This window comes from Streptomyces sp. DSM 110735, from assembly GCF_016482685.1.
Lineage (GTDB): Bacteria > Actinomycetota > Actinomycetes > Streptomycetales > Streptomycetaceae > Streptomyces.
The window spans coordinates 354,744-375,848 of sequence record NZ_JACYHF010000005.1 but is presented as its reverse complement, the minus strand read 5'-3'; the positions used below and the strand labels follow the sequence as shown (position 1 = coordinate 375,848).

The window sequence follows — 21,105 nt, the reverse complement described above, 5'->3', positions numbered from 1 at the left end:
CGGGATCACTCACGGACGTACCTGCGGATTCACAGAACCATCACATGAGATGGTGAACTTTAACAATGCTTCAACTAAGTGTCGACGCGTGATCACCCTCCATACACGGCGAGCTTGATCACAGGATCTTCCGTACAACCTTTTGCCGACTTCGGTGCTCATGTCTGCGTAAGCCGTCTCCGACCGGGCTCACTCGGGGCACTTCGCGCACTGATCATGTGCGATCAAGGGCGCTAGCACAGTGAGCGCATCGGCTACCGGATGTTTACAGATGCCTCACTTTTCCTACAGGATCAGTCAATCTTCCGCCGTAGCACGCCACTTCCACTCGCCCCGCGGGGCACGACCCACGAGGAACCCGACGCACGATGAGTCATGTCTCGACGCCCCAGCACAGCGAGTCCGGAACGCCCGCCGGACCCGGCACCGGCAACGCCCCGAAGCGCAAGCGCCGCACCGGGCGGAAGATCCTCATCGCCCTCGCCGTCGTCCTGGTCGCCGCGGGCGGCACGGGCTACTGGCTCTACGACAGCCTCGACTCCAACATCAAGGGCGTCGACCTCGACCGGGCCATCGGTGACAACCGCCCGGAGAAGCTGCCGACCTCGGGGCAGAACCTGCTCGTGCTCGGCTCCGACTCGCGCGCCGGTGCCAACGCGGCGCTGCACACCGGTCATGTCTCCGGCGCCCGTTCCGACACCGCGCTGGTGATCCACATACCCGAGGGCCGGAAGAAGGCCGTCGCGATCAGCATTCCGCGCGACACCCTCGTGACCCGGCCCGAGTGCACGACCCGGAGCGGCAAGCAGCTCCCCTCCGCGCACCGCGTCATGTTCAACTCGGTCTACTCGGTGGCCGGTCCGGCGTGTGTGGTCAAGACCGTGGAGCAGATGTCGGGGGTGCGCCTCGACCACTTCGTGGAGATCGACTTCGCCGGGTTCCAGGGTCTGGTCGACGCGATAGGCGGCGTGCCCGTCACCGTGGACCGCGACATCCACGACTCCTCCAGCGGACTCGACCTGAAGGCAGGCACGACCCGGCTGACCGGCAAGCAGGCCCTGCAGTTCGTCCGCACCCGGCACGGCATCGGCGACGGCAGCGACCTCGGGCGCATCGGGCTCCAGCAGAAGTTCCTGATCTCGCTGCTCTCCGAGATCAAGCAGCAGGACCTGCTGGGCAGCCCCACCAAGGCGTACACGGTCGCGGACAAGCTCACCCAGTCGCTCACGACCGACTCCGGGCTCGACTCCCTCACCAAGCTCGCGGAGTTCAGCCGCAGCATGAACGGCGTCGACCCCGAGACCATGGAGACGATCATGCTCCCGGTGCGCTACGACACCCAGGACCCCAACCGGGTCGTGGCCGCCGAGCCGCAGGCCAAGGAGCTGTGGAAGGCGCTGCGCACCGACTCGACGATCCCCGAGTCCGCCAAGAAGTCCCCGGCCCGGGGCGGCGACACCCCCTGAGCACGGCGGGCTCCCTGACGGCACGTGCCGCCGCGGAGCCCCGGTCCGCTCAGACCTCGCGCCATGCCTCTAGCGCGAGACCCGGCTCGTCCTTGCGGCGGGTCAGCAGCAGCCGCCCGCTGGAGGGGGACAGCGCGGCGGCGACCGTACGGCCGTGCTCGTCCGTCGCCAGCGACACCATGGCGTCCTCGGCGAGCTTCGGACCCGACTCGGCCCACCAGGCTCCGGCCGACTCCAGCTCCGTGGGGTACGCGGCGAACGCCACCCGGGAGTTCGCGGTGCGCTGGGCCAGCAGGGTGCAGTCGTGCCCGTCGAGGGTGCAGCGGACGGCGGCGAGGGGTCCCGGTCCGGCGGCGGACAGCAGCGCGGTGGGCTCGGACCCGGGGCGCCAGGCGTACAGGGTGCCGGAGTCGTCCGCGTAGAAGAGGGTCGTGTACGCCGGGGACGTGGCGAGCGCGTACAGAGTGCCGGGGCGGACCGGGGTCTCCAGCGCCTCCTTGAGGACCGGTTCGGCGCCCGCCTTCTCCTGGCGCCAGTGCAGGATGCCGCCGGGCACCGCCGCGTACAGCTCGATCAGACCGGACTCCCCCGTCACCGCCGCCAGACCGTCCTGGACGTCGTGGCCCTTGAGGTCCTTCCAGGGCTCCCAGCCGCCCTTCTCCTTCTGCACGGCGGCGCTCACCCCGCCGCCGTCGTTGCGCACGAAGACATGGGCGCGCCCCTGGGCGTCCACGGCGACGGCGGGGGTGCCGGTGCGCGGACCCTTCTTGTCCGGGTGGCCGATCGGGGTCCAGTCCAGCGGCGCGAGATGGGCGCGGAAGTGGGTCGAGTGCACCAGCCCCGCCTCGCCCTTCACCGTGGGGCGCCAGGAGACGAGGTGGGCATAGCCGTCGGCGCCCTGGCCGAGGGCCAGGACGGGGTGCAGTCGCTGTTCGCCGCCCGCCTTGCGCGGTGCGGTCCAGCCGCCGCCGGACCCGCGTTCCGCCCGGCACAGGACGGCGTCGCCCGAGAGCCGGTAGACACTGAGCCGGCCGTCGCGGCCGCATATGAGCCAGTCGCCGTTCACAGAATCACCATAAACGGCCCGGTCCGGGCGCTGTCCCGCGCCCCCTCGGCACGGGCGTGGGACGCTGGAGGCATGGACGACGTGCAAGGCAACGCTGACCAGGACGGCCCGCTCCTCGCGATCGTGGACTGCGCGAACGTCGTCGGTTCACGCCCCGACGGCTGGTGGCGCGACCGCAAGGGCGCCGCCGAGCGGCTGCGGGACCGGCTGGCCGCCGACGGACTGCCCGGGCGCACGGACGACGTGGAGATCGTGCTCGTCGTGGAGGGCGCGGCGCGCGGGGTCGAGTCGGTGCCCGGGGTGCGGGTGGAGTCCGCTCCCGGCAGCGGCGACGACTGGATCGTGGAGCTGGTCGCCGGTGCGGGCGACCGCGACCGTCTGGTGGTCACGGCCGACCGCGAACTGCGGCGCCGGGTGGGCGACCTGGGCGCGGACGTCTCCGGTCCCCGTACGGCTCTCGGCTGAGCCCCGCCGCCAGGGCTCGTCCGGGCTTCAGCGGGCGCCGCCCTCCGAGGGCGTCTCCTCCGCCTCCTCCCGCTGCCGTACCGCGAGGCGGCTGTGCGTGCGGCCGTAGGCGAAGTAGACGACGAAGCCGATCGCCATCCAGATGGCGAAGCGGAGCCAGGTCTCGGCGGGCAGGTTGAGCATCAGCCACAGCGAGGCGCACACCGACAGGATCGGCAGGAACGGCACCCAGGGGGTGCGGAACGCGCGGGGCAGGTCGGGGCGGGTCCTGCGCAGGATGATCACGCTGAGCGCGACGACGACGAACGCGAACAGCGTGCCGATGTTCACCAGCTCCGCCAGCTCGCTCAGGCTGGTGAATCCCGCGATGATCGCGATGATCACGCCGAGCAGGATGGTCGGCCGGTGCGGGGTGCGGAAGCGCGGGTGGACGCGGGAGAAGAAGCGGGGCAGCAGTCCGTCCCGGCTCATCGCGAAGAACACCCGGGTCTGACCGAGCAGCAGGATCATGCACACGGTCGTCAGACCGATCACCGCGCCGAAGCTGATGACCCCCGCGAACCAGGGATGCCCGAGTGATTTGAAGGCGTCCGCGAGCGGTGCCTCGATGGAGAGCTTGCTGTACTTCACCATCCCGGTCACCACGATGGACACGGCGACGTAGAGCAGGGTGCAGATGATCAGCGAGCCGAGGATGCCGCGCGGCATGTCGCGCTGCGGGTTGCGGGTCTCCTCGGCGGCGGTGGCGACGATGTCGAAGCCGATGAACGCGAAGAACACCACCGAGGCGGCGGTGAAGATGCCCATCACCCCGAAGTTCGCCGGTGCCCAGCCGAACATGAGCTGGATCAGCGGGGCGCTCAGGTCGCCGCCCGCCTTGGCGGGTTGGGCCGGCGGGATGAACGGGTCGTAGTTGGAGCCCGTGACGAAGAAGGCGCCACCGATGATCACGATGAGCACCACGATCACCTTGATGGCGACGACCACGGAGGTGATCCGCGCCGAGAGCTTCATGCCGACGACCAGCACGACGGTCAGCAGCAGCACCAGCGCCGCGGCGAGCACGTCGAACCCGAACCCGGTGGCGCCGTCCCGGCCGGAGAGGTACGGCGGCAGGGTCGCACCCCAACTGTCAAGGAGCGAGCGGATGTAGCCGGACCAGCCGACCGCCACCACCGCCGTGCCCAGCGCGAACTCCAGGACCAGGTCCCAGCCGATGATCCAGGCGGGCAGTTCGCCCAGGGAGGCGTACGAGAAGGTGTACGCCGACCCGGCGACCGGGACCGTCGAGGCGAACTCGGCGTAGCAGAGCGCCGCCAGACCGCAGACGATGCCGGCCACGACGAAGGACAGCGCGACCGCGGGGCCCGCGTTGTTCTTCGCCACCTGGCCGGTGAGGACGAAAATGCCGGTGCCGATGATGACACCGACGCCGAAGACGGTCAGGTCGAGGGCGGAGAGGGACTTCTTGAGGGAATGCTCCGGTTCTTCCGTGTCCCGGATGGACTGCTCGACGTTCTTCGTCCGGAAGAGCGTGCTCACACCTATCTACCTCCCACGCTCGTCGACCTCGACATGATCGAGAGGGCCGGGGATTCGTGTGCCCGGCACTGGCAGGTTCACGCAGGCGGGCCGGTTCCGCCACCTGGAGAGGCGGCGAAACCGGCCCGAAGGGTTGTTCCTGGAGCGCGCGTCCGCCCGCGCGCTCCTGTCGCGACTAGTCGCGCGCGGACTCCACGGCGGCGGCACTGTCCTCGAAGCGACCGTCCAGCTTGGCGACCAGGCCGGTGACCTGACGGGCGATGTCCGGAGCGGTGAGCCCGATCTCTGCCATGACCTCGGCGCGCGAGGCGTGGTCGAGGAAGCGCGGCGGGATGCCGAAGTCGCGCAGCGGCACGTCCACGCCCGCGTCGCGCAGCGCCTGGGCGATCGCGGAGCCGACACCGCCGACGCGGCTGTTGTCCTCGACGGTGACGACGACGCGGTGCTCGTTGGCGAGCGGGGCCATCGCCTCGTCGACCGGCTTGACCCAGCGGGGGTCGACGACGGTGGTGGAGATGCCCTGCTTGTCGAGCAGGTCCGCGATCTCCAGGCACATCGGGGCGAGCGCGCCGACGGAGACCAGGAGCACGTCGGGCCGGTCGGCGCCGGGCTCGCGCAGCACGTCCATGCCGCCGACCTTGCGCAGGGCGGGTACGGCGGGACCGACGGCGCCCTTGGAGAAGCGGACCACGGTGGGGGCGTCCTCGACGGCGACGGCCTCGCGCAACTGGGCGCGCACCTGGTCGGCGTCGCGCGGCGCGGCGAGCCGCAGCCCGGGGACGACCTGGAGGATGGACATGTCCCACATGCCGTTGTGGGAGGCGCCGTCGGTGCCGGTGACGCCCGCGCGGTCTAGGACGAAGGTGACCCCGCACTTGTGCAGGGCCACGTCCATCAGGACCTGGTCGAAGGCGCGGTTGAGGAACGTGGCGTAGACCGCGAAGACGGGGTGCACGCCGCCGTGGGCGAGACCGGCGGCCGAGACGGCGCCGTGCTGCTCGGCGATGCCGACGTCGTAGACGCGGTCGGGGAAGCGCTTGGCGAACTTGTCCAGACCGACCGGCTGGAGCATGGCCGCCGTGATGGCGACGACGTCCTCGCGCTCCTCGCCGAGCTTGACCATCTCCTCGCCGAAGACGGAGGTCCAGTCGGCGCCGGAGGTGGCGATCGGCAGACCGGTGTCGGGGTGGATCTTGCCGACGGCGTGGAAGCGGTCCGCCTCGTCCTGGAGGGCGGGCTGGTAGCCGCGGCCCTTCTCGGTGAGGCAGTGCACGATGACCGGACCGCCGAACCGCTTGGCGCGGGCGAGCGCGGACTCCAGCGCCTCGATGTCGTGGCCGTCGATGGGGCCGACGTACTTCAGTCCCAGGTCCTCGAACATGCCCTGCGGGGCGATGAAGTCCTTCAGCCCCTTCTTGGCGCCGTGCAGGGTGTCGTAGAGCGGGCGGCCGACGACCGGGGTGCGGTCGAGCAGGTCCTTGGTGCGGGCGAGGAAGCGCTCGTAGCCGTCGGTGGTGCGCAGGGTGGCCAGGTGGTTGGCGAGACCGCCGATGGTGGGCGCGTAGGAGCGCTCGTTGTCGTTGACGACGATGACGAGCGGGCGGTCCTTGGCCTCGGCGATGTTGTTCAGCGCCTCCCAGGCCATGCCGCCGGTCAGCGCGCCGTCACCGATGACGGCGACGACGTGGCTGTCGCGCTGCTTCAGCTCGTTGGCCTTGGCGATGCCGTCGGCCCAGCCGAGCACGGTGGAGGCGTGGCTGTTCTCGATGACGTCGTGCTCGGACTCGCTCTGCGCGGGGTAGCCGGACAGACCGCCCTTCATCTTCAGGCGGGAGAAGTCCTGGCGGCCCGTGAGCAGTTTGTGCACGTAGGACTGGTGGCCGGTGTCCCACAGCACCTTGTCCTTGGGCGAGTGGAACACCCGGTGCATGGCGATGGTCAGCTCGACCACACCGAGGTTGGGACCGAGGTGGCCGCCGGTCTTGGAGACGGCCTCGACGAGGAAGGTCCGGATCTCCTCTGCCAGCAGGTTCAGCTCCTCCAGGCTGAGCCGGTCCAGATCGCGCGGTCCCGTGATGCGGGTCAGCAGCGGCACCCGTGCCTCCTTGCAGATAAGAGCTGATCGAGCTGTTGCCGGGCTTGATGAGTCTAATGTTCCGCTCCGGCCGCCGGTGTCCGGGCGTGCCCATGGTTGTTTCACCAGGGGCTCCGTGGGTCCCGAAGGGGCCGGAGACGCCGAAGAGGCCCGGCGCTCCGTTGCGCCGGGCCCCTGTGCCAGCTTCGCTTACGCGCGGCCGGCCGACTTCTGGGTCTTGCGGGTGACGGCGTCGATGACGACGGTCGCCAGCAGGACGCCACCGGTGATCATGTACTGCACCGGCGAGGGGATGCCCTGGAGGGCCAGACCGTACTGGATCGAGACGATGACCAGCACGCCGAGGAGCGCGTTCCAGGTGCGGCCGCGACCGCCGAAGAGGGACGTGCCACCGATGACGGCCGCCGCGATGGCGTTCATCAGCAGGTCACCGCCACCGGCGCCCTGGTTGGCGGAGGCGATCTTGGAGGCGATGAACAGACCGCCAAGCGCCGCGAAGGTGCCGGAGATGGCGAACACCGAGATGCGGACCAGGTCCACGTTGATACCGGCACGGCGGGACGCCTCGACGCTGCCGCCGAGCGCGAACACCTTGCGGCCGTAGGCCGTGCGGCGCAGCACGAAGTCGGTGACGAAGAGGATCGCGACGAAGATCACGACAGCCAGGGGCAGACCCTTGTACTGGTTGAACACGATCGCGACGGCGAAGGAGAGGACGCCGAGCAGCACGGTGCGCAGGATCGTCTCGCTCAGCGGCTTCGACGGCACACCGGCGGCCTCGCGGCGCTTGTTGCCGAGGAAGGAGTTGAGGAAGAAGAGCACGGTCACCACGGCGGCCAGGCCGTAGGCGGCGGCCACGTCGGAGAAGTAGTAGCTCGTCAGGTTGGCCACGAGGCCGTCGCTGTTGAGGTTGATCGTGCCGTTGTCGCCCAGGATCTTGAGCATCAGGCCGTTCCAGAACAGCAGACCCGCCAGGGTGACCGCGAAGGCGGGCACACCGATCTTGGCGAAGAAGAAGCCCTGGACGGCACCGGCGACGGTGCCGGTGAGGATCGCCAGCACGAAGGCCAGCACCTCGTTCATGCCGTTGGTGATGTTCAGCACCGCGAAGGTCGCGCCCGCGACACCGGAGAGGGAGCCGACCGAGAGGTCGATCTCACCGAGCAGCAGGACGAACACGATGCCGACCGCGATCATGCCCGTGCCGACCATGGCGACGGAGATGTCGGAGAGGTTGCCGGCGGTGAGGAAGTTGGAGTTCAGGCTCTGGAAGATGATCCAGATGACGATGAGTCCGACGACGACGGGCATCGAGCCCAGGTCGCCTGCCTTCATCTTGCGCTTGAACTCGCCGACGTAGCCCGCGAGTCCCTGCTCGCGCACCAGCAGCCGGGGGTCGACGGCGACACCGGCGCCGGGAGCGGCCTCCGGGTTCGCCACGGCCGCGCCCCCCGAGGACGTGGAGGTCTTGTCGATGCTCACTTCGTGCTCTCCCCATTGGTGCGCGCCGCACGACGGGTGACGGCATTGTCCGTGGCGCCGGTGATGGCGGAGATGATCTCTTCCTGAGAGGTCGACTTGACCTCGAAGACGCCGTTGTTGCGGCCCAGTCGCAGAACGGCCACCTTGTCGGCGACCGCCTTGACGTCGGCCATGTTGTGGCTGATGAGGATCACGGCGTGGCCGCGCTCCCGCAGCCGCTCGACCAGGTCGAGGACCTGGGCGGTCTGCTCGACGCCGAGCGCGGCGGTGGGCTCGTCGAGGATCACCAGCTTGGGCTCGCCGAGCATGGAGCGGGCGATGGCCACGACCTGCCGCTGACCGCCGGAGAGCGAGGCGATCGGGATGCGGACGCTGGGGATGCGGATCGAGAGCTGGTCCAGCAGCTCGCGCGAGCGCCGCTCCATCTCCACCTCGTCCAGCACGCCGGTGCGGCGCAGCTCACGGCCGAGGTAGAGGTTGCCGACGACGTCGATGTTGTCGCACAGCGCGAGGTCCTGGTACACCGTGGCGATGCCCAGGTTCTGGGCGTCGTGGGGCTTGTTGACCTGGACGGTCTTGCCCTCCCACTCGATGACGCCCTCGTCGATGGGGTGCACACCGGCGATCGTCTTCACCAGCGTGGACTTTCCGGCACCGTTGTCGCCCACCAGGGCGACCACCTCACCGGCGTGGACCTCCAGCGTGACATCGGTGAGCGCCTGGACGGCACCGAATCGCTTGGAGACTCCGCGCAACGCCAGCACGGGCGTAGCGGACACGTGAACCAACTCCTTCGCCGCCTGACCCGGCGGGAGGTTGTGCAGAAGTTTGGGGGAATTCCGTCCGGCGCCCCGCGACGAGCTTGCGGGGCTGTGTGTGGCGCGGGGCGCCGGAGGAGCCTGGTGCGGCCTGCGGGCCGACCGGGGGCGGGACTCACGGCGGAGTCCGGCCCCCGGGCGGGGCGGCGGCGCTTACTTCAGGCCGGCCTTGGCGCAGGCGGCCTTGTACTGAGCCGTGCAGATGTCGGCGATGGTGTACACGCCGTCCTTGACGACGGTGTCCTTGATGTTGTCCTTCGTCAGCGAGGTGACGGCGACGAGGACCGAGGGGACACCCTTCGTGGTGGGGCTGTCGACCTTGTCCTTGGCGACGGAGTCGAGGGACTTGCCCTGGGCGAGGTCCACGGCCATCTCGGCGGCGGCGGCGGCCTCCGGGGCGTACGGCTTGTAGACGCTCATGAACTGCGAACCGGCGACGATGCGCTGCACGCCCGCCAGCTCCGCGTCCTGGCCGGTGACCGGGACGTTGATGCCGGCCTGCTTGAGGGCGGTGATGATACCGCCGGCCATGCCGTCGTTGGCGGAGTAGACGCCGATGATGTTCTTCTTGCCCAGAGCGGAGATCGCGCCCTCCATGTTGGAGTTGGCGTTCTCCGGCTTCCACTCCTTGGTGTCGTACTCCTTGCCGACCTTGACCTTGCCGTCGAGCACCTCGTGGGCGCCCTTCTTGAACTGCGCGGCGTTCGGGTCGGTGGAGGAGCCGTTCATCATGACGATCTTGCCGGACTTGGCCTTGGAGCCCAGCGCCTTGAGCAGCGCCTCGCCCTGGGTCTTGCCGACGGTCTCGTTGTCGAACGAGGTGTAGGCGGAGATCGGGCCCTGCGCCAGGCGGTCGTAGGCCACCACGGGGATGCCCGCGTCCTTGGCCTTCTGCACCGAGTTCTTGATGGCCGCGGCGTCCACCGCGTCGATGACCAGGACGTCCACCTTGTTGGTGATCATGGTCTCGACCTGCTGGCTCTGCAGCGTCGCGTCCTGCTTGGCGTTGGCGTAGACGACCTTGCCCTTGCCGTTCGTCAGCTCCGAGACCTTCTTCTCGATCAGCGGACGGTCGAACTTCTCGTAACGCGCGGTCTGGTTCTCCGGAAGGAGCAGACCGACCTTGATCGCGTCGCCCTTCTTGGTGTCCGCGGACTTCGAGGCGCCGCCGCTGGACTCCTTGGCGCTGCCACAAGCGGCGAGCGAGACGGCCATGGCACCAGCAGCAACGGCGAAGGCCGCACGACGCATACGCGTGTTCACTTCAGAAACCTCCCTGACGAGGCCGCGTCGTTGCGGCCGAGGTGGCTGGAAGTCAACTCGGCCACGCGTTCGGCGTCAAGAAGTAAATTCTTAACGAGATGGCAACGGTGCCAATCGTTGTTTAAGTGAACGCAGGCGCGACGACAGGCAGGGCGGCTGTCGCGGAACCGTCCAGAAGGGTCGAATCGCCCATTTCGCTGAGCGCGAGGGCGAGGGCGCCGAGCACCTCGGCTCGACCGCCAAGTGCCCCTGGAAGAATAGACAGTTGACGGCTCGCACTGGGAATCGCATAGCGTCCCACCGCCTCCCGGATGGGTCCGAGGACGAGTTCGCCCGCCTCGGCCAGATCGCCGCCCAGGACGACCCGGCTGGGGTTCAGCAGGTTGCAGAGATTGGCCACTCCGCTGCCCACGTGCCGCCCCACGTCGGCGATCACACGCCGGCAGCCGGGGTCTCCGTCCCGCGCGAGACGCACGACGCCCTCCATCGTCAGCGCGCTGCCGTGGCTCGGCTGGAGCAGCGGCAGGACGTACCGCGCGGCGGTGAAGGTCTCCAGGCAGCCGCGGTTGCCGCAGCGGCACACCGGACCCGACTCGTCGATGGTGATGTGCCCGATCTCACCGGCCGTCCCGCCCGGACCCCGGTAGATCTTGCCGTCGATCACCAGACCGGCACCGACGCCGCTGGCCACCTTGATGTACGCCAGGTCGCGCACGCCCTTGCCGCTGCCCCAGACCAGCTCGCCGAGGGCGCCGAGATTGGCGTCGTTGTCCACGTGGACCGGGACGCCGAGGCGTTCGCGCAGCTCGTCGGCGGGTTTGGTGCCGCCCCAGCCCGGCAGGATCGAGGTCGAGCCGAGCGTGCCCGACTCCACGTCGATCGGTCCCGGTACGCCGAGACCCACCCCGGCAATCTTGGACCGGTCCACCCCGGTCGCCGCGATCAGCCGGTCCACCAGCTCCTCGGCGCGGTCGAAGCCCTGCGCGGAGGAGGCGTCCACATCCAGCGGCTCGGACTCCTCGGCGAGCACCTGGTGCGCGAGGTTGCCGATCGCGACGCGCAGGTGCGTGTGCCCGAAGTCGATGCCGATCACGATGCCCGCGTCCCCGCTCAGCGACACGCTGCGGGCCCGCCGGCCACCGGCCGACGTGGGCGTGACCTCCACGGTCCCGTGGTCCTTCAGCTCGCGCACGATGTTGGAGACCGTCGCGGCGGACAGACCGGTCGTGCGGGCGATCTCGGCCTGTGTGAGCGACCCGGCGAGCCGCACCGCCCGTACGACTCTTTCCAGGTTGGCTCGGTGCAGCGACGACTGCGACCCCGGAGTCTCCATCGACCCATTCACTCCCGCCATCGGCCGGGCGGCCCCATCGCCGCCCGTGGCCCAGGTCACATCCGCGGAACCGGGCCACTTACAAGTTATGAACTCCAAGCTGTGCCGAAGGGGTTCCCGCAGTCAAGTCCTTGACGGAAATCGCCGTCAGAAGCTACGACATCGGGTGAGTGATCGACTCCACACCGTGTGTGATCCTACTTGAGCGCTCCCGCCGTGAGCCCGGAGACGACCTGCCGCTGGAAGACGATGTACGCGGCCAGGACCGGCAGCATCGCCATGACCAGCCCGGCGAACAGTCCGGACCAGTCGCCCTTGTAGCCCTGGCTGACCGCGAGCTGCACGAGCCCCTGGGTGAGCACCTTCTTGTCCGGGTCGGTGTTCAGGACCGTCGGGAGCATGTACTGGTTCCACTGACCGAGGAAGTTGAAGATCGCGACGCTGATCAGACCGGGCTTGGCCATGGGCAGCATGATCTGGAAGAAGGTCCGGCTGTGCGAGGCGCCGTCGACGAAGGCGGCTTCCGCGACCGAGGTCGGCAGCGTGCGGAAGAACGCCGTCAGGAAGAACACCGTGAACGGCAGCGAGTAGGCGATGTAGACCAGGATCAGCCCGTGGATCGTGTTCAGCAGACCCATGTTGTTCACGACGTAGAACAGCGGGACCAGCGCGAGCATCACCGGGAAGCTCATGCCGCCGACGAACAGGTAGTAGACGAACCGGTTCCCGGGGAAGTCGAAGCGGGCCAGCACATAGGCCGCCATCGAGCCCAGGATCATCGTGCCGATGAGTGAACCCCCCACCACCAGAAGGGTGTTGAGGAAGTAGTCGCTCATGTTGGCCTCGGTCCAGGCCCGCGACCAGTTGTCGAAGTGCAGCTTGTCCGGCAGCGACCAGGGCGAGGTGAGGATCGCGTTGTCGTCCTTGAACGAGGTCATCACCGCCCACACCAGCGGCAGCACCACCATGATCGCCCAGATCACCAGCACGCCGTGGGAGAAGACGTTGAGGACGGTGCCCTCGGTCTCCTTGCGGCGCCCGGTCCGTGCCCCGGCCGTGTCCGACTTGGTGACTGCCGGGCCGCGTTCGGCGGGCAGCGGGGCGGGGGGCTCGGTCGTCTTCATCGCTCTCAGTACTCCAGCCGCTCGCGGCGGCCCAGCCGCATCACGATCGCGGCGAACGCGAGGGTGACGACGAGGAGGGCGACGCCGATGGTGGTGGCGTAGGCGGCCTGACCGTCCCGGAACGCCTTCTGGTACACGTACAGGACCAGCACGGTGGTCGAGTAGTCGGGACCGCCGGGACCGGTCGTCATGATCTGGACGACCGCGAACGACTCGGCGCCGAGCGCGAGGATGCCCATGTAGACCCAGCCGGACTGCACGGTGTCCCACAGCAGCGGCAGGGTGACGCGGAAGAAGGTGGCGAAGCGGCTCGCGCCGTCCAGGAGCGCCGCCTCGTACAGCTCGACGGGGATCGATGCCATGCCCGCCGAGAAGAGCACCACGAAGAAGCCGGTCGTGGACCACACGAGCACCGCCATCACGCACCACAGCGCGAGGGACGGATCGCCCAGCCACAGCGGCTGGATGCTGCCCAGCCCGATGTCCCGCAGGAATGAATTGATCATCCCGGTGTCGGGGTTGTAGGCGAAGGTGAACAGCAGGGCCACGATGGCGATCGAGAGCACCTGCGGAAAGAAATAGACGATCTTGTAGAACCCCGATCCCCGGACCCCGGAGATCGCCGGTCCTCCCCTGCGCCGCCGCCCGCCCACATTGATCATGAAGGCGAAGAACAGCGCCATGCCGAGCGTCACCAGCGGCAGCACCAGCGCGAACAGCAGACTGTGCCAGAGCGACTTCCAGAAGATGTCGTCGTGCAGCATCCGCCGGTAGTTGTCGAACCCGACCGTCCTGAATTCCGGGCTCAGTCCGGTCCAGTCCGTGAACGTGTAGTAGATGGACTGGATGAACGGCCAGACGACGAAGAGCGCGTAGAGCCCGAGCGGGAGCGCCAGAAACCCCACGATGAAGCGGTACTTGCCGTGCTGCATTGCTGCCGACCCCGATCTTTCGGTCAGATGCCGCCGCTGATGACGAAAGCCGCGCTACTGGTGCTTGTAATGCTTGATCGACGAGTCCTTGGCAGCCTGGTCGGCATAGCCCTGGATACGCTTGATCGCCTCGGCGGGGGTGATCCGGCCGGCCATCATCTCGCCCAGACCGCCGACGCCGATCTTCTCCTTCTCCAATTGCACGTACCAGTCGGGGATGCGCGGGTTCACCAGGTTCGTCCCGGCCTTCTCCAGCACCGCGACGGCCGACTTCAGACCCGGGGTCAGCGTGATGCCGTCGGTGCCGCCGTTGAACGCGGTCAGCGACTTCACCTTGGCGGTGAAGTTCTTCGAGGACGCCTCGGAGAGCATGATGCGCAACTGCTCCATGCCGCCCTCGGGGTTGGCCGCCTTCGCCGGGACGATGAACGGCTCACCGCCGGACGCCCAGGTGGTGCCGAAGGGCATCTTGTCCGAGCTGTCGATGCCGGAGGGCGCCGCCACCGCGAGGTCGAAGTCGGCGGGGATGACGTTCGCCGACTCGTTCTCCACCCAGGAGCCGTTGGGGATGAAGAGCGCCTCGCCCTTGGCCCACGCGGTCTGCGACTGGATGTGGTCGAGACCCGGGGTGCCGCGCAGCACGTACCCCTTCTTGTACAGCTCGTAGTACGCCTCGAAACACGCCTTGACCGCGGGGTGCTTCCAGGCGTTCGGCTCCAGGTTGTCGATGGCGTTCAGGACGTCGACGCCGCCGACCTTGCCGATCATCGGGTAGAGCGAGAAGGGGATGTAGTACGGGTACTTGCCCGCGTACGTCCAGCCCGCGATGCCCTTCTTCTTCGCCTTGGCGCAGACCTTGAGCATCTCGTCCCAGGTCTCGGGGTACTTCTCGTCGAGCGAGTCCAGCGCCTTCTGCGAGTACCAGACGCCGTACACGGTGTAGGCGTAGTACATGATCCAGACCGGGTCGCCGTCGAACTGGCCCATCTCCACGATGCCGGGGCGCAGGGTGTCGCGGACCTTCTTCGACGGGTCGTCGTACGACGGCGCGTCGAGGAGCGGGGTGAGGTCGGCGAGCTGCTTCTTGCCGACCAGACCGCCCATGTCCATCTGCTCGGCGCCGGAGTTGTCGATGAGGTCCGGCGGGGTGCCGCCGTTGAAGCGGGGCTGGAGCGTGGACTGGATCTTCTGGGTGGCCGAGAACTTCACCTTGGCGCCGGGGAAGGACTTCTCGTAGAGCTTGACCGCGTCCTCGGCGTACTCCTTGCCGAAACCGCCGTCGAAGAGGACGAATTCCATCCCCGCGGTCTTGTTGACACCGAGCGGGTTCTTCTTGGTCTTCTCGCCCGCCTTCGCCTTGCCCTGCGTGTCGCCCCCGCTGCTCGCGCAGGCCGACAGCAGTCCCATTCCGGGGGCGGCGATCAAGCCGATCGCCGCCGAACGCCTGATCAGATCGCGCCGTCCGACGCCCTCTCCACCGACGCCCTGTCCACCGTGCTGCGGAAGTGATCCCATGCGCAAGTCCTCGCCACTCAGGCGGTGAACCGGATCTCCCCCCGGCACCGCGTCGGGTAGTGCTGGTTCGTGCGGGAAACGCCGATAGGTATAGTCCACTTCCCGCCAACGGGGCAAGATCGAGCACAACGGGACCTCGGGACTTTTCCGAGTTGAGACCTGCCGGAAATATCGGTGCGGCGCCTCCCGGCTCCCGCGCCGAATGCGTGCGACAACCCCCTGAATGCCACACCCAACACCCTTGACATCGCGCGCCACTTGACCACCTACTGGTTCTTGCGCAGCAAGTTGACAACGTTGTCCGCAGTGAGCGCAGGAGGGGAATCCGTAGATGCAGCGGAGAACTCGGCACAGAGGGACTCCGGCGGTCGTCCTCACGGCCGCCTTTGTCATGGCCGTGGGGGCGCAAGGGGCGGCGATCGCCCTGCCGTCCCAACCCAAGGCCACGGAAACGGAGTTCGCCTCCTCGTTCGAGGCGGGTGATCCGGCGCCCGACTGGCTCAGCACCGTGGACACCGCGCCGGACGGCTCGAAACGCTCCTCGGGGGTGGACGGCGGCTTCAGCAACGGCATCCCGGGCAATGTCACCGACCACGTCACCGATCTGCGCGCCAACGGCGAGAACACGGGCGCGGGCGAGGTCAAGGAGAACCTGACCGACGTCGACCCGACCACCAAGTGGCTGACCTTCCAGCCCACCGGCTGGGTCGAGTTCGACCTCGACAAGCCGGTCAAGCTCGCCACCTACGCGCTCACCTCGGCCAACGACCACGACGAGCGCGACCCCAAGGACTGGAAACTGCTCGGCTCGACGGACGGCAAGGACTGGAAGGACCTGGACTCCCGCACGGGCGAGTCCTTCTCCGAGCGCTTCCAGACCAAGTCCTACGACCTCGCGACCCCGGCGGAGTACCAGCACTTCCGCCTGGAGGTGACGAAGAACAACGGCGCCACCGACGCCCTCCAGCTCGCCGACGTCCAGTTCTCCACCGGCGGGAGCGACGGACCGGTCCCGCACGACATGCTCTCCCTGGTCGACCGCGGTCCCAGCGGCTCGCCCACGGCCAAGGCGGGCGCGGGCTTCACCGGCAAGCACGCGCTGCGCTACGCGGGACGGCACACCGCCGACGGCCGCGCCTACTCGTACAACAAGGTCTTCGACGTCGATGTGAAGGTCGGGCGCGACACTCGACTGTCGTACCGGATCTTCCCGTCGATGGCCGACGGCGACCGGGACTACGACGCCACCAACGTCTCCGTGGACCTGGCCTTCACCGACGGCACCTATCTGAGCGGTCTGGGCGCGAGCGACCAGCACGGCTTCCCGCTGACCCCGCGCGGCCAGGGCGACGCCAAGGTGCTCTACGTCAACCAGTGGAACAACGTCGCCTCGCGGATCGGTTCGGTCGCGGCGGGCAAGACCGTCGACCGGATCCTGCTGGCCTACGACTCCCCCAAGGGACCGGCGAAGTTCCGGGGCTGGCTCGACGACGTGGCGCTGAAGCGGGTGGCGCCCGAGCGCCCCAAGGCGCACCTCTCCGACTACGCGCTGACCACGCGCGGCACCAACTCCAGCGGCAGCTTCTCGCGCGGCAACAACTTCCCCGCGACCGCGCTGCCGCACGGGTTCAACTTCTGGACCCCGGTGACCAACGCGTCCTCGCTGAGCTGGCTGTACGAGTACGCGCGGGCCAACAACGACGACAACCTGCCCACCGTCCAGGCGTTCAGCGCGAGCCACGAGCCGAGCCCGTGGATGGGCGACCGGCAGACCTTCCAGCTCATGCCGTCCGCCGCGAAGGGCACCCCGGACACCGGGCGTGAGGCGCGCGAGCTGCCCTTCCGGCACGAGAACGAGACCGCGCGGCCGTACTACTACGGCGTGACGTTCGAGAACGGTCTCAAGGCGGAGATGACCCCGACCGACCACGCCGCCTCGCTCCGCTTCACCTACCCGGGCGACGACGCGAGCGTGCTCTTCGACAACGTCACCGAGCAGGCGGGGCTCACCCTGGACAAGGAACACGGCATCGTCACCGGCTACTCCGACGTCAAGTCGGGGCTGTCCACGGGCGCGACGCGGCTGTTCGTGTACGGCACCTTCGACAAGCCCGTGACGGACGGGTCCTCCAGCGGGGTCAAGGGATACCTGCGGTTCGACGCCGGTTCCGACCACACCGTGACGCTGCGCCTGGCGACCTCGCTGATCAGCGTCGACCAGGCGAAGGACAACCTGCGCCAGGAGATCCCGGACGGCACCTCCTTCGACACCGTGAAGGCGCGCGCCCAGCACACCTGGGACAAGCTCTTCGGCAAGGTCGAGGTGGAGGGCGCGACCCCGGACCAGCTCACCACGCTGTACTCCAGCATGTACCGGCTGTACCTCTACCCCAACTCCGGTTTCGAGAAGGTGGGTTCGAAGTACCAGTACGCCTCGCCGTTCTCCCCGATGCCGAACCCGGACTCCCCGACGCACACCGGTGCCAAGATCGTGGACGGCAAGGTGTACGTCAACAACGGTTTCTGGGACACCTATCGGACGACCTGGCCGGCGTACTCGCTGCTGACGCCCAGTCAGGCGGGTGAGATGGTCGACGGGTTCGTGCAGCAGTACAAGGACGGCGGCTGGACCTCCCGCTGGTCCTCCCCCGGCTACGCCGACCTGATGACCGGCACCTCCTCGGACGTGGCGTTCGCGGACGCCTACGTCAAGGGCGTGAAGTTCGACGCCAAGGCGGCGTACGACGCGGCGGTGAAGAACGCGACCGTGGTGCCGCCGAGTTCGGGTGTCGGACGCAAGGGCATGGCCACCTCGCCCTTCCTCGGCTACACCAGCACCGACACCGGCGAGGGCTTCTCCTGGGCGATGGAGGGCTACGTCAACGACTACGGCATCGCCAAGATGGGCGAGGCGCTCTACAAGAAGACCGGCGAGAAGCGGTACCACGAGGAGTCCCAGTACTTCCTCAACCGGGCCCGCGACTACGTGAACCTCTTCGACGACAAGGCAGGTTTCTTCCAGGGCCGCACCGCCAAGGGCGCCTGGCGCGTGGACTCCGCCAAGTACGACCCGCGCGTGTGGGGGTACGACTACACGGAGACCAACGGCTGGGGCTACGCCTTCACCGCCCCGCAGGACAGCCGCGGGCTGGCCAACCTCTACGGCGGCCGCAAGGCACTCGGCGACAAGCTGGACACCTACTTCGCCACCCCGGAGACGGCATCCCCGGAGTTCGTCGGCTCCTACGGCGGTGTCATCCACGAGATGACCGAGGCGCGGGACGTCCGGATGGGCATGTACGGCCACTCCAACCAGGTCGCCCACCACGTCATCTACATGTACGACGCGGCGGGCGAGCCCTGGAAGGCGCAGGCGAACGTGCGCCAGGCGCTGTCCCGGCTGTACACCGGCAGCGAGATCGGGCAGGGCTACCACGGCGACGAGGACAACGGCGAGCAGTCCGCCTGGTACCTCTTCTCCTCGCTCGGCTTCTACCCGCTGGTCATGGGCAGCGGCGAATACTCCATCGGCTCCCCGCTGTTCAAGAAGGTCACCGTCCATCTGGAGAACGGGCGGTCCCTGGTGATCAAGGCTCCGCGCAACAGCGACCGCAACGTCTATGTGCAGGGCGTGCGCTTCAACGGCCGCTCCTGGAACTCCACTTCGCTCCCCCACTCGCTGCTCTCCAAGGGCGGGGTGCTGGAGTTCTCGATGGGCGACAAGCCGTCGTCGTGGGGCGCCGGCAAGGACGCGGCGCCGGTCTCCATCACCCAGGACGACAAGGTGCCGACCCCGCGCGCGGACGTGCTGAAGGGTGACGGCGCGCTGTTCGACAACACCTCGGCGACGAGCGCGACGGTCACCTCGGTGGACCTGCCGGTGGGCGCCGCCGCCAAGGGCGTCCAGTACACGCTGACTTCACCGGCGGACCACACGAAGGCGCCGACCGGCTGGACGCTCCAGGGGTCCACGGACGGCACCACGTGGACGACGCTGGACAAGCGGTCGGGCGAGTCGTTCGCATGGGACCGGCAGACGCGGGCGTTCAGCATCGCGAAGCCGGGGTCGTACCCGAAGTACCGGCTGGTGCTGGACGGCGAATCCACGCTGGCGGAGGTGGAGTTGCTGGGCTGACGGCTTCTGCCGGGCGGTGAAGGGGCGGTCCCGGCGGGCCGCCCCTTCACCGTGCCGCCTGCTCCGCCGGTGAGGGGGCATGAGTGCGAGGGGTCGGACCCGCGCGGTCCGGCCCGGTCCTGCCGACCGAGCCGAGGAGCACCGCGATGCCGACCGCCGTACCGGAAAGACCCGCCGGACTGCCCGAGGAAGGCGCCCGTCCCCGCACCACCGCGACGGCCGCCCCGGCGCGCGCGACCGGGATGCCGCGCGGGCTGGGGCGGGCGGTCGCGTCCATCGGCGCGCTGACCGCGTGCCAGGCCGCCCTGATGATCGGCCTGGGTCTGCTCATCACCGGTCCCGCCCGGCATCTGTGGCCCCTGACGGTCGAGGACGGCGTCAACCGGAGCCTGGAGCGGCTGCGGACCCCCACCCTGACCACGCTCTCCGCCATCGGGTCCGAGGCGGGCAACACGCTCACCGTCATCGCCGTGACGCTGGCGGCCTGCCTGGTGCTGGTCCTGATGCCCCGGCTGCCGCTGTGGCGCCAGGCGTCGTTCCTCGCGCTCGGGGTCGCGCTCCAGTCCCTGGTCTTCCTGCTCGTGACCGTCGCGGTGGAGCGCGAACGCCCCGCTGTGCACCGGCTCGACGGCTCCCTGCCGACCTCCAGCTACACCTCCGGCCACACCGGCGCGGCCACCGCCCTCTACGGCGGTCTCGCCGTCCTCGTGCTGTCCCGCGTACGGAGCCCCTGGCGGCGCGTGGCGGCGGCGGTGCTGCTCCTGCTGCCGGTCGTGGTGGGCGTCTCCCGGCTGTACCGGGGCATGCACCACCCGACCGACGTGGCGGGCGGCATGATCAACGGCGCGCTCGCCCTGCTGGTCGTCGGGCACGCACTGCTGCGTGACGGCCGCGTGTCGGCGCCCGCCGCGCTGCCCGCCGTCCCCGGGACCGCCCGCGCGGAACGGCTGCCGGGCCGGGTCGCGGTGGTCGTCAACCCCACCACGGTCGACGAGAGCGTCCGCGACGAGCTGCGCGAGGTCCTGTCCCGACACGGCCGTCAGGAGCCGGTGTTCCTCGAGACGACGGCCGCCGACCCCGGCGGTGGCCAGACCGCCCGGGCGCTCGACGAGGGCGCCGCGCTGGTCGTGGTCTGCGGCGGCGACGGCACCGTCCGCGCCGCCGCCGACCGACTGGCCGGAAGCGGTGTCCCGCTGGCAGTCGTGCCCTGCGGGACGGGCAACCTCCTCGCCCGCAACCTCGGTCTCCCGCTCTCCCCCGCCGAGGCGCTCGACGCGGCCCTCGGCGGCGCGCCCCGCGCCCTCGACCTGGCCCGGGTCGAGGGCGACGGCCTTGCCGTCACCCACTTCGCCGTCATGTCCGGCGTCGGTCTGGACGCCGCGATGATGGAGTACGCGGCGGAGCACGACCGGGCCAAGGCGATGCTGGGCTGGCCCGCGTACGTGCTGGCGGCCCCCAGGGCGATGCGCGGTCCCCGGATGAGCCTGAGCGTCCGCCTGGACGGCGGGCAGCCGCTGCGCCGTACGGCCCGCATGGTGCTCGTCGGCAACACCGGCGAACTCCAGGGCGGCCTGCGCCTGATCCCCGACGCCCGCCCCGACGACGGCGTGCTGGACCTCCTCATCCTCGACCCGCGGGGCCCCGGCGGCTGGCTGCGCACCGCGAGCGCGCTGCTGCTGCGCCGCAAGCGGGACACGCACGGGGGCGACGGGCAGCCGGAGTTCCGTACCTTCCGGCGGGCCGAGTTCACCTTCGACGCCCCGGAGCCCCGCGAGATCGACGGCGACCCCGTCGGCACCGGACGCCGGCTCTCGGTGGAGGTCGTGCCGGGCGCGCTGACCGTGCTGGCCCCGAACCGGGAGGGCTGAC

Annotated in this window: 14 protein-coding genes; 4 read left to right on the top strand and 10 right to left on the bottom strand. The window is 69.1% G+C overall.

Annotated features, from left to right (window positions below; genetic code table 11):
- The first annotated feature begins 368 nt into the window (after positions 1–368).
- Positions 369–1,466, top strand: a complete 1,098-nt coding sequence (locus IF655_RS11650; protein WP_199584200.1) for an LCP family protein — start codon at positions 369–371, stop codon at positions 1,464–1,466.
- Positions 1,467–1,515: 49 nt separating this feature from the next.
- Here the strand turns inward: IF655_RS11650 and IF655_RS11645 are convergent, their stop codons facing one another.
- A complete protein-coding gene (locus IF655_RS11645) occupies positions 1,516–2,532 on the bottom strand; it encodes a hypothetical protein (RefSeq protein ID WP_199584198.1) in 1,017 nt (338 codons plus the stop codon).
- A 72-nt stretch (positions 2,533–2,604) separates the two neighbouring features.
- Between IF655_RS11645 and IF655_RS11640 the strand changes: the two genes are divergently transcribed.
- On the top strand, positions 2,605–2,997 hold the full coding sequence (locus IF655_RS11640) for a hypothetical protein (RefSeq protein WP_018547208.1): 393 nt from the start codon (positions 2,605–2,607) through the stop codon (positions 2,995–2,997).
- Between the two features lie 27 nt (positions 2,998–3,024).
- Here IF655_RS11640 and IF655_RS11635 read toward each other — a convergent pair whose 3' ends face one another.
- The 9 genes from IF655_RS11635 to ngcE all read right to left on the bottom strand — a co-directional run bounded on the left by IF655_RS11635 (position 3,025) and on the right by ngcE (position 15,101).
- Positions 3,025–4,539, bottom strand: a complete 1,515-nt coding sequence (locus tag IF655_RS11635) for an amino acid permease (RefSeq protein WP_199584196.1) — start codon at positions 4,537–4,539, stop codon at positions 3,025–3,027.
- 175 nt (positions 4,540–4,714) lie between these two features.
- Positions 4,715–6,634, bottom strand: a complete 1,920-nt coding sequence (dxs, locus tag IF655_RS11630; protein ID WP_199584195.1) for a 1-deoxy-D-xylulose-5-phosphate synthase — start codon at positions 6,632–6,634, stop codon at positions 4,715–4,717.
- A gap of 189 nt (positions 6,635–6,823) precedes the next feature.
- Positions 6,824–8,116 (bottom strand): sugar ABC transporter permease, encoded by a 1,293-nt coding sequence (locus tag IF655_RS11625; RefSeq protein WP_199584194.1) that lies wholly within the window; start codon positions 8,114–8,116, stop codon positions 6,824–6,826.
- On the bottom strand, positions 8,113–8,904 hold the full coding sequence (locus tag IF655_RS11620) for an ATP-binding cassette domain-containing protein (RefSeq protein WP_199584193.1): 792 nt from the start codon (positions 8,902–8,904) through the stop codon (positions 8,113–8,115). The genes IF655_RS11625 and IF655_RS11620 overlap by 4 nt, the downstream gene beginning before the upstream one ends.
- 183 nt (positions 8,905–9,087) lie before the next feature.
- Positions 9,088–10,185: a substrate-binding domain-containing protein gene (locus IF655_RS11615; RefSeq protein WP_199584304.1), complete on the bottom strand. Its 1,098-nt coding sequence runs from the start codon at positions 10,183–10,185 to the stop codon at positions 9,088–9,090.
- 133 nt (positions 10,186–10,318) lie between these two features.
- Positions 10,319–11,530 carry an ROK family transcriptional regulator gene (locus IF655_RS11610; protein ID WP_161180595.1) on the bottom strand — a complete coding sequence of 404 codons (1,212 nt, stop codon included), beginning with the start codon at positions 11,528–11,530 and terminating at the stop codon, positions 10,319–10,321.
- A gap of 197 nt (positions 11,531–11,727) precedes the next feature.
- Complete coding sequence (locus tag IF655_RS11605) at positions 11,728–12,654, bottom strand: carbohydrate ABC transporter permease (protein WP_199584192.1); 927 nt, start codon at positions 12,652–12,654, stop codon at positions 11,728–11,730.
- A 5-nt stretch (positions 12,655–12,659) separates the two neighbouring features.
- The gene (locus IF655_RS11600) at positions 12,660–13,586 is read right to left on the bottom strand and encodes a carbohydrate ABC transporter permease (RefSeq protein WP_199584191.1); all 927 of its coding nucleotides are present in this window, start codon (positions 13,584–13,586) and stop codon (positions 12,660–12,662) included.
- A 54-nt stretch (positions 13,587–13,640) separates the two neighbouring features.
- Positions 13,641–15,101 carry an N-acetylglucosamine/diacetylchitobiose ABC transporter substrate-binding protein gene (gene ngcE, locus IF655_RS11595; RefSeq protein WP_199584190.1) on the bottom strand — a complete coding sequence of 487 codons (1,461 nt, stop codon included), beginning with the start codon at positions 15,099–15,101 and terminating at the stop codon, positions 13,641–13,643.
- Positions 15,102–15,432: 331 nt separating this feature from the next.
- On the opposite strand from ngcE, the gene IF655_RS11590 reads away from it, so the two are divergent.
- Both IF655_RS11590 and IF655_RS11585 read left to right on the top strand, forming a co-directional pair.
- Positions 15,433–19,236, top strand: a complete 3,804-nt coding sequence (locus IF655_RS11590) for a GH92 family glycosyl hydrolase (protein WP_199584187.1) — start codon at positions 15,433–15,435, stop codon at positions 19,234–19,236.
- A gap of 146 nt (positions 19,237–19,382) precedes the next feature.
- Positions 19,383–21,104: a diacylglycerol kinase family protein gene (locus tag IF655_RS11585; protein ID WP_199584172.1), complete on the top strand. Its 1,722-nt coding sequence runs from the start codon at positions 19,383–19,385 to the stop codon at positions 21,102–21,104.
- Position 21,105: the final 1 nt, after the last annotated feature.

Bases quoted from the DNA above. Each gene is read 5' to 3' on its own strand.
- IF655_RS11650 (WP_199584200.1), top strand. From the start codon at position 369: ATGAGTCATGTCTCGACGCCCCAGCACAGCGAGTCCGGAACGCCCGCC.
- IF655_RS11640 (WP_018547208.1), top strand. From the start codon at position 2,605: ATGGACGACGTGCAAGGCAACGCTGACCAGGACGGCCCGCTCCTCGCG.
- IF655_RS11615 (WP_199584304.1), bottom strand. From the start codon at position 10,185: ATGCGTCGTGCGGCCTTCGCCGTTGCTGCTGGTGCCATGGCCGTCTCG.
- IF655_RS11610 (WP_161180595.1), bottom strand. From the start codon at position 11,530: ATGGAGACTCCGGGGTCGCAGTCGTCGCTGCACCGAGCCAACCTGGAA.
- IF655_RS11605 (WP_199584192.1), bottom strand. From the start codon at position 12,654: ATGAAGACGACCGAGCCCCCCGCCCCGCTGCCCGCCGAACGCGGCCCG.
- IF655_RS11600 (WP_199584191.1), bottom strand. From the start codon at position 13,586: ATGCAGCACGGCAAGTACCGCTTCATCGTGGGGTTTCTGGCGCTCCCG.
- ngcE (WP_199584190.1), bottom strand. From the start codon at position 15,101: ATGGGATCACTTCCGCAGCACGGTGGACAGGGCGTCGGTGGAGAGGGC.
- IF655_RS11590 (WP_199584187.1), top strand. From the start codon at position 15,433: ATGCAGCGGAGAACTCGGCACAGAGGGACTCCGGCGGTCGTCCTCACG.
- IF655_RS11585 (WP_199584172.1), top strand. From the start codon at position 19,383: ATGCCGACCGCCGTACCGGAAAGACCCGCCGGACTGCCCGAGGAAGGC.